At 55.9% G+C, this 9386-nt stretch carries 5 protein-coding genes and 3 pseudogenes; 4 read left to right on the top strand and 4 right to left on the bottom strand.

Features of this window, described 5'->3' with window-relative positions:
- The first annotated feature begins 106 nt into the window (after positions 1-106).
- The 3 genes and pseudogenes from IPJ96_16320 (at position 107) to IPJ96_16310 (ending at position 3579) form a co-directional block, all read left to right on the top strand.
- Positions 107-1992, top strand: a pseudogene (locus IPJ96_16320) (fumarate reductase/succinate dehydrogenase flavoprotein subunit).
- Between the two features lie 362 nt (positions 1993-2354).
- Complete coding sequence (locus IPJ96_16315) at positions 2355-2660, top strand: four helix bundle protein (protein MBK7911866.1); 306 nt, start codon at positions 2355-2357, stop codon at positions 2658-2660.
- 163 nt (positions 2661-2823) lie between these two features.
- Positions 2824-3579: pseudogene (locus IPJ96_16310) on the top strand (succinate dehydrogenase/fumarate reductase iron-sulfur subunit).
- A gap of 321 nt (positions 3580-3900) precedes the next feature.
- On the opposite strand, the gene IPJ96_16305 reads toward IPJ96_16310, so the two are convergent.
- On the bottom strand, positions 3901-4329 hold the full coding sequence (locus IPJ96_16305; protein MBK7911865.1) for a hypothetical protein: 429 nt from the start codon (positions 4327-4329) through the stop codon (positions 3901-3903).
- Positions 4322-4783 carry a DUF4920 domain-containing protein gene (locus IPJ96_16300; protein MBK7911864.1) on the bottom strand — a complete coding sequence of 154 codons (462 nt, stop codon included), beginning with the start codon at positions 4781-4783 and terminating at the stop codon, positions 4322-4324. Before IPJ96_16300 ends, IPJ96_16305 begins: the two co-directional genes overlap by 8 nt.
- 77 nt (positions 4784-4860) lie before the next feature.
- On the opposite strand from IPJ96_16300, the pseudogene IPJ96_16295 reads away from it, so the two are divergent.
- Positions 4861-6724: pseudogene (locus IPJ96_16295) on the top strand (M1 family metallopeptidase).
- Positions 6725-7302: 578 nt separating this feature from the next.
- Here IPJ96_16295 and IPJ96_16290 read toward each other — a convergent pair.
- Together IPJ96_16290 and IPJ96_16285 are read right to left on the bottom strand one after the other, a co-directional pair.
- Positions 7303-7626 carry a DUF885 domain-containing protein gene (locus tag IPJ96_16290; protein ID MBK7911863.1) on the bottom strand — a complete coding sequence of 108 codons (324 nt, stop codon included), beginning with the start codon at positions 7624-7626 and terminating at the stop codon, positions 7303-7305.
- On the bottom strand, positions 7541-8713 hold the full coding sequence (locus IPJ96_16285) for a DUF885 domain-containing protein (protein ID MBK7911862.1): 1173 nt from the start codon (positions 8711-8713) through the stop codon (positions 7541-7543). Before IPJ96_16285 ends, IPJ96_16290 begins: the two co-directional genes overlap by 86 nt.
- Between the last annotated feature and the right edge of the window lie 673 nt (positions 8714-9386).

Here is a 9386-nt window from a genome sequence, read left to right as displayed (position 1 = left end):
CGCTTCGAACATTCTCAACGCCGGTATCTAATCCTTCATCCGTAAGCTGAACCCCACCTCCCTGGCCTCTTCTCCTAAACTGAATTCCAGGATCCCGACGGGTCCGATGGCCGATAAATGGACCAACCTTAAATCCTCCGTTCGCCTCGTCAGCCCCGCCAACTAAGCGCCGCCTCGACGTGATCGTCGTCGGCACCGGACTGGCAGGCGCTTTCCTGCCGCCGCCGCCGCTCGCCGAACTGGGTTATAACGTCAAGGCGTTCTGCTTTTTCAGGATTCCCCGCGTCGCGCGCACTCGATCGCGGCTCAGGGCGGCATCAACGCGGCCAAGAACTACGCCAACGACGGCGACAGCGTACACCGTCTCTTCTACGACACCGTGAAGGGGCGGGGACTACCGCGCCCGCGAAGCCAACGTCCACCGCCTCGCCGAGGTCAGCACGGCGATCATCGACCAGTGCGTGGCCCAGGGTGTCCCCTTCGCCCGTGAATACGGCGGCCTGCTCGACAACCGCTCCTTCGGCGGCGTGCAGGTGTCGCGTACGTTCTACGCCCGCGGACAGACCGGACAGCAGTTGCTACTCGGCGCCTACAGCGCCTGGAGCGCCCAGGTGGCCAAAGGCGCGGTGAAGATGTGCCCCGTCACGAGATGCTCGAAGTGGTGGTGATCGACGGCAAGGCCCGCGGCATCATCGCCCGCAACCTGGTGACCGGCGAACTGGAACGTCACTTCGGCCATGCCGTGTTGCTCTGCACCGGCGGCTACGGCAACGTCTTCACCCTCTCTACCAACGCCATGGGCAGCAACGTCACCGCTGCCTGGAAGGCCTACAAGAAAGGCGCCTTCTTCGGCAATCCCTGTTTCACCCAGATCCACCCGACCTGTATCCCCGGTTTCCGGCGAGTACCAGTCGAAGCTGACGCTGATGTCGGAGAGTCTGCGCAACGACGGTCGCGTGTGGGTCCCCAAGCCGTCGGCGATAAGCGAAAGCCCCGAGACATTCCCGACGAAGAGCGCGACTATTACCTCGAGCGCCGCTATCCGTCGTTCGGTAACCTCGTGCCGCGCGACGTCGCCTCCCGTGCGGCCAAGCAGGCCTGCGACGAAGGCCGCGGCGTGGGCGCTTCCGGCCTTGCCGTGTACCTCGACTTCCGCGACTCGATCAAACGGCTGGGTCACCACGTGATCAGCGAACGTTACGGCAACCTGTTCGAGATGTACGAGAAGATCACGGGCGAGGATCCGTACAAGACGCCGATGCGCATCTATCCGGCCGTGCACTATACGATGGGCGGCCTGTGGGTCGACTACAACCTGATGACCACCGTGCCCGGACTTTACGCGCTGGGCGAGGCCAACTTCTCCGACCACGGCGCGAACCGCCTGGGCGCCAGCGCGCTGATGCAGGGTCTGGCCGACGGTTACTTTGTGATCCCTTCACCCTCGGCGAATACCTCGCCGACGATATCCGCACACCCCGCCATCGCCACCTCTCACCCCGCTTTCGAAGCAGCCGAGAAGGAAGTACGCGACCGCATCGAACGCCTCATGAACGTGAAAGGCAAGCAGACGGTGGAAGACCTCCACAAGAAACTCGGCAAGATCATGTGGGACTACTGCGGCATGGCGCGTAACGAACAGGGTCTGAACAAGGCGCTGGGCATGATCCGCGAGCTGAAGAGCGAATTCTGGAGCGACGTCCGCATCCCGGGCGCGATCAACGAATTCAACCCCGAACTCGACAAGGCCGGCCGCGTGGCCGACTTCATCGAGCTGGGCGAGCTGATGGTGCAGGACGCGATGTACCGCAAGGAATCCTGCGGCGGACATTTCCGCGAAGAGTCACAGACCGAAGACGGCGAAGCGAAACGCGACGACGAGAACTTCAGCTACGTAGCCGCCTGGGAATACACGGCGACTCCGCTCCCACTCTCCACAAAGAAGAACTGACCTTCGAGATCGTGAAACCGACGCAGCGGTCGTATAAGTAAATAGTGAATCCTGTCCGCCGAAGCTTTGGCGTAGGCGGAGGAATTTTACCTGCCGAAGCTTTGGCGTAGGCAGGAAAAGCGAATAGCGAACAGCGAATAGTAAAAAAGTGAATAGTGAATTTACCTGCCGAAGCTTTTGCGTAGGCAGGAGCGAACAGCGAATAGTAAAAGTGAATAGTGAATTTTACCTGCCGAAGCTTTTGCGTGAGGCAGGGAACAAATAGTAAAAAGTGAATCTTGTCCACCGATGCTTTTGATTAGGTGGGAGTGGTAGAAATAGAATCCATTATTAATTCTAATAAAAGAAACAGCATCTATGGCGTTGTGAAAATGGGTGGGCGGTTGGAATCTTTGAAAAAAAGATGATACAAAGCTTCAAAGACCTCCAAATCTGGAACCGATCCGTTGACTTATCGATCGAGATCTATCAGGCAACTGCTACCTTCCCAAAATCTGAACTCTTCGGACTAACCAGTCAGATACGCAGAGCAGGGGTTTCACCAGCAGCAAATATCGCTGAAGGCTGGAGCCGGAAACTCAGCAGAAGCTTTCACCACTTCCTCGATATCTCCCGAGGATCACTCGCCGAACTCTATACGCATTGGAAATATCCCGACGATTGGATTTCATTCCTGATCTCTCCTCCAACGACTAATGGTCGAGAGTGACGAAATCAGCAAGATGATCCACGTCATGCAACTTAAAATAGACCCTCAACATAAGCTGAGATAATAATCGGATCGAACCGCAGCAACTGCGATCCCAAATACTATTCGCTGTTCGATATTCGCTATTCCGCTCCGCTCGAACCTGACTAAATAAAACCAACATATGGCAGAAACCATCAACCTCAAACTGAAGATCTGGCGTCAGAAGAACCATTCTGACCGGAACCTTCGAACTTTACGACATGCCGGGCGTGAGTACGCACATGTCGTTTCTCAGATGATGGACGTGTTGAACGACCGCCTCATCCGGGAAGGAGAAGATCCGGTCGCGTTCGACCACGATTGCCGCGAAGGCATCTGCGGCATGTGCTCGATGTACATCAACGGCCGTGCACACGGACCGCTGAAGGGCACCACGACCTGCCAGCTCCACATGCGCCACTTCTCCGACGGAGAAACGGTCACCATCGAACCCTGGCGCGCCGAGGCATTCCCGGTCATCAAGGACCTGGTGGTCGACCGCACCGCCTTCGATAAGATCATCGCCGCCGGCGGTTATATCTCCGCCAATACCGGCAATGCTCCCGACGCCAACGCGATTCCGATCGAGAAGGCGAAGTCGGACGAAAGCCTTTGACGCGGCCGCCTGCATCGGCTGCGGCGCCTGCGTGGCCTCCTGCAAGAACGCTTCCGGCATGCTGTTCCTCTCCGCAAAGTCTCCCACCTCGCGCTGCTGCCCGCAAGGCGAGCCGAGCGCCGCGAACGCGTGCTGAAGATGATCATCGCCCGCGACGAATCCGGCTTCGGCAGTTGCACCAACACCGGCGCCTGCGAAGCGGAATGTCCGAAAGGCATTTCCATCAGCCACATCGCCCGGATGAACCGGGAGTATGTGCGGGCGTCGTTGACGAAGGAGTGAGGTTAGTGAACAGTGAACAGTGAACAGTAAACAGTTAACAGTTAATAGGGAATCCTGCCTGCCGAAGCTTTAGCGTCGGCAGGAGCAAGTAGTTTGTTGCGATTGGTTTTTGATGAAATCCAACAAACAGATTGAATCGCATTTAAGATTCAAATAGACCAATAAAAAAGCCCCGCATGCGGGGCTTTTTTATTGTTGCCTTACTGTTCACTGTTTACTGTTCACTGTTCACCAAAACACTATTCGCTCCCGCCTACGCTAAAGCTTCGGCAGGTGAAATTCGCTATTGGCTATTCGCTACTGTTTACTGTTCACTGTTCACTACTTAATCGCCAACTTCCGGATCCGGCTCACCGGCCCCGGACAATGTTGCGAATGACAGGCCAGGCAGGTATTGACGACGTTGTTGTAGTTCTCCGTGAGTTCTTCCGGCTTGCTGGCGAGGAAGGACTTTACGGACTTCAGATAAATGTCGGCGAACACCGGGAAGGCTTCGGTCTTGGTCTCCGCGTCGGTCGGCTTGGCGGTGTTGATCTTGTCGATCTCCGTCGGATAGTTGCGGTCGTTGAGTTTCCCTTCAAGTACGCCGGGGCGCGCGTCCACGAGTTGCTTCTCCATGCGGCGCATGAGCAGGGAAAGCTCGCTCGATCCGTTCGGATTGCGATCCTGCACCGGTTCCTGCGGCGTCATCCAGGACGACAGCAAGACGACCGATGCGAGGACGAGGGAAGAGATCCAGTGCTTATTCATAGAGCAATACGCCGTCGGCTTCGAACGAAAGTGATTTCTCTTCTTCCGTGATCTTTTCGATTTCTTCCTTCGACTTACCCGCGTCCTGGGCATAGTGGCGAAGTTCTTCCACCGTCGTGACCTCGTAGGTAGCGACGCCGTTCAACACCAGTTTCTTGCCCGCGCAATCCTTCGGCAGGAAGAAGCCGTAGTCTTTGAAACGGATCATCATCGTCTCGCCATTGCCGACGTCCATCTTCGCCCAGCAGCCTTTCTTCTGGCAGACTTCGTTGACCGTTCCGGTGATTTTCGCCTGGACGTTTTCTTTCCCTTTCAGGAGCTCCGGCAGCTTGGATGCCTCCATGGCATTGTCGGCCGTGATCTTTTCGCCGAACGACTTCGGTTCGGATTGTTTCTGTGCGCTGACCGCCAAAGTCGTGACGACCAGCAGGAGCAGGGTGATGATTCGTTTCATGATCGGTTTTTCGTTAAACAAAGTTAGCCAATTTACCCGGAAGGGGCCGCCTGCGGACGGATTGCTATTTTTACGGCATGATCAAACGACTGGCCCCCTGGATCTTTTCTGCGCTTTTTGCAGCCTGCGCTTCCAAAAAAGAGGCCAACCATGAAAAAACGTTCATGACTACTCAAGATCCGCACACCTTCGCACAACCCGATTCCGCCCGGATGACCCACCTGAGCCTCGACCTCACGGTCGACTTCAAAACGCCAGGTCCTGGAGGGCACCGCTACCTGCTCCGTGGACGTCCAGCCGGGCAGTACCAGTGTCATCTTCGATACGCGCGACCTCCACATTGCATCGGTCGCCGTTGACGGACAACCCGGTTCAGGATTTCCAACTCGGCGATTCCGTTGCATACCTCGGACAAGCCTTGCGCGTACCGGTAACCACCGGTAAGCATTCCGTCTCGATCCGCTATTCGACATCCCCACAAGCTTCAGCGCTGCAGTGGTTGAGTCCGCAGCAGACCGCCGGAAAAAAATACCCTTTCCTGTTTACCCAGTCGCAGGCGATCCTCGCTCGCACCTGGGCGCCGGTACAGGATAGTCCGGGCATCCGTTTCACCTATGACGCAACCCTGCATGTACCCGACGGGCTGATGGCCGTGATGAGCGCCGAAACCCGACTGCCCGATCGAAAGACGGTGTGTACCGATTCAAGATGGAGCAGGCGATCCCCGCTTACCTGCTCGCGCTGGCGGTCGGTGATTTCGACTACCACCGCTACGACGATCGTTCCGGTGTTTACGCCGAGCCCGCCACCCTGCCGATGGCCGCCGACGAATTCACCGACCTGCCGAAGATGATCACGGCCGCCGAACAATTGTACGGACCGTATGCCTGGGGACGTTACGACCTCATCATCCTGCCGCCCTCCCTTCCCCTTCGGCGGCATGGAAAATCCGCGCGTCACCTTTGCCACGCCGACCATCATCGCCGGCGATAAGTCCCTCACCACGCTGGTGGCGCACGAGCTGGCCCACTCGTGGAGCGGCAACCTGGTGACGAACGCGACCTGGAACGACTTCTGGCTCAACGAAGGCTTCACGGTGTATTTCGAGAACCGGATCATGGAAGCCTTGTACGGAAAAGATTTCGCCGACATGCAACGACGGCTCGGTCAAGACGACCTGCTCGGAAACCGTCAAAGACCTCGGCGCATCCAATCCGGATACCCGACTCAAACTGGATCTCAAAGGTCGCGACCCCGACGAAGGCGTGAGCGATATCGCCTATGAAAAGGCAACAACCTCCTGCTGGTGATCCAACAATACACCGGCCGGGAAAAGTGGGACCGCTTCCTCAACGACTACTTCCGCAAACACGCGTTCAGCACGATGAACACCGAGGCATTCCTCGAAGAACTGCGCGCGGGTTTGTTTGCCAATGATCTAACGGCTGGGACTCGCTGAAGATCGAGGCATGGGTTTACCAGCCCGGCCTGCCGGCGAATATGTTGCACATCGAATCGGAACGCTTCAGCAAAGTTGAAAAAGTGATAGCCGACTGGAAAGGCGGCGTTGCGCCGACAACGGAAGCCACCAACGGCTGGAGCGCGTTCGAATGGGTGCACTTCCTCCGCTCCCTGCCCGACAGTCTTCCGCACGACGATCTACGCTACCTCGACCAGACGTTCGGGTTCTCCCGGACGGGCAACAACGAGATCCTGTTCAGCTGGATGGAATACTGCATCCGTGATCGCTACACCGCAATCTATCCGGCACTGGAAGCTTTCCTCAACGAAGTCAGCCTCAGGAAATACGTCAAGCCACTCTTCCAGGTACTGCTGCAAACTCCCGAAGGAAAGATCGAAGCAAAAAAAATCTACGCCGCCGCCCGACCGAATTATCATTACATCACACAGGCAACGGTGGATGAGTTGATGGCGGAATGAGGGACGAGGGGTGTGGGACGAGGGACGAGGGACGAGGGACGAGGTGCGTGGTGCGTGGTGCGAGGAGCGAGGAGCGAGGAGAAAATTGATACAGGCCGAACATTCCTGCAAACTATTCAGCGAAGGCAATCAGGATTTGGGGAGCACAACACGCACACGCTACTCGCCAGCGGTCCCGTGTTCTCTCGTCATGTAAACGTTCGTCCGCTTATCAGCCAGATACGTGACGAGATCACCCGGGGCTAGACCGGAATGGTCTTCTTCGCCTCATCGGGGACCCATCAACAAATCTTTCACACCGGGGTCATCGATTCATATAACCAAGGTATTTCACAAATTGAGATTGGTCTGTCTTCCAGGATCAGGCATGGTTCACTCCCAACTTCGCTAAAGCTCCGGCGGGCAGGATTCACTCCCGCCTACGCTAAAGCTACGGCGGGCAGGATTCACTGTTCACCAAAAAACTATTCGCTATTCGCTGTTCGCTATTCGCTCCTGCCTACGCAAAAGCTCCGGCGGCAGGATTCACTATTCACTATTCACTGTTTACTGTTCACTGTTCACTCTTTTCTGCTCGATCAAACCCTCACCTGCTCACCCAGAATATTCAGCGGAAGCGGTCCGTTGGTGAGAATGACGTCGTGGAACTCGCGGAGGTCGAATTTCGGGCCGAGTTCGCGCTGTGCCATTGCGCGTAATTCGAGGATACGAAGCATGCCGATCTTGTAGCCGGTCGCCTGTCCGGGCCAAACGATGTACCGGTCGATCTCCTTGCGGCAATCGCCTTCGGGATTCGGCGTGTTTTTCAAAAAGTACTCAAACGCTTGTGTGCGCGTCCATTTCTTGTAGTGAATGCCGACATCTACTACGAGCCGAGCAGCGCGGAAGACCTCGTTGGACAAACGCCCGAAATCGAGTACGGGTCTTTGCGAAACCGATCTCCTTCGGCACCAACTCCGAGTACAGCGCCCAACCTTCCACGTACGCGACATTGCCGCCGTGGCGGCGGAACTTCGGAACACCTTTCAATTCTTGCGCGATGGCGATCTGCATATGGTGACCCGGTATGCCTTCATGATACGCCAACGCCTCCGCCTGGTAGATCGGCTGGTCCTTCATGTTGTACAGGTTGATGTAGTAGGTGCCAGGACGTTTCAACAAGCGGTAATTTTCTTTTCCCTCCCGCGTGTCGGGAAAATAGAACTTGGGATCATCCTGCAGGTAGGAAAAGAAAGCGCTGATATTGTGGTCGCGCCATTTCACCAGTTCCATGATCTTGCGCATCTCGTCGTGAATGCGCTTCACTTCCCGGAGGCCCGTATCGAATACCTGCTCCGGGGTCATGTTCGTAGTCGTGGTCTTCTCAAGCGCATAACGATAGAACTCATTCCCCTTCGGGAACTTCCACGCGCCGTCGTCCTCTTTAGCGCGCTTCTCCTGTTCCTTCAGATATACCATGAGTCGTTCATACGCCGGCTTCACGACTTCCACCAATGCACGGGAAGCTTCACCCTGCAATCGGGCGATCTTCGAACCGTCGATACCTTTCAGCGCTGACAGCTTTTTCGAGAAGTCCTCATACAACGGACATTTACCGCTGCCGCTGAACGGATATCCGCTGATCACGTTTCGGCAGTCGTTCATGACCATCGGGTAGACAAAGCGCGGGGGAATGATCCCAAGGCTGTCGCGTACCCGTAATCCATCCAGGACCTGGTCCATCAACGGTCCGATTCCCTTCAACCGTTGCACATATGCTTCCGCGTCCCCGACGGCATCGATCCGGTGCATGTTGATCAGGAATGCCGGAATACCCGATTGAACGCCGTCCATCTGGTTCACCGGATAATTGTGATAGCGCCACGGAAACGCGTCGAACAGTTCCTGCGCGTCGTGTTCGAACAAGCGGTAACTGAGTCGCGCCTGATCGTCCAGCTTGTCGAATTCAACCGTCTTCTCAACTCTCCAACTGCCGGCGCGCAAGTTCATTTCGCTTCACCTGAAACGAATCAGAACGATCGGTCCACTGACCGTAATCCTGTGATGATCCCCGAGGTAGGTTTGCAGTTCGGGATCATATCGACTATCTCGTCGAAGCAACGATCGAAGAAGGCATTCGCCTTGGGGGACTCCCTTGCAACTTCCTCCGGTGTGAATTTTTAACAGATGACTTCGAATCTGACGGCGGGATGAAGCTGAATAAAATCAGTAATAGAAACGTTAAACGAAGGGGGGATTAGCTGCTGCCAATGCTTTATTTTTTGGAATGTCGAACAAAGATAAGGGACCGAACGCCATGGCCAGACTCAAAAAATCGAAAAGTATCCTCCGACTGGTTTTCATAACCGCCCTCTGCTCTGCTCAACAGTTCGTGGGCGCGCGCAAGGCGGCTATAAGACCGACTCGGCTTTCCTTTCCGGTGTTACCTCCGGCATTTCCATCAAGCATTTTACCGGCGGTACCGGCGCGATCCGAAGGGATCATCGGCTTTCGTTATCACAGTTGGATCACCGGGCTGTACGAAAAGCGCAATGCGTCATTCCGAATGCGGAAGGCTTGTCTTGGTTCTACGGCGGAGGCGCACACACGGATTCTACGACGAAGGTTACCGTTACTATTATTACAAAGTGCGTGGCAATAAATACGTGATCGTCGACGAAGA

The organism is Bacteroidota bacterium (genome assembly GCA_016713765.1).
GTDB lineage: Bacteria > Bacteroidota > Bacteroidia > AKYH767-A > 2013-40CM-41-45 > Pollutiaquabacter > Pollutiaquabacter aromativorans.
Note: the sequence above shows the minus strand (reverse complement) of the source record. Positions and strands in the feature narration are given on the sequence as shown.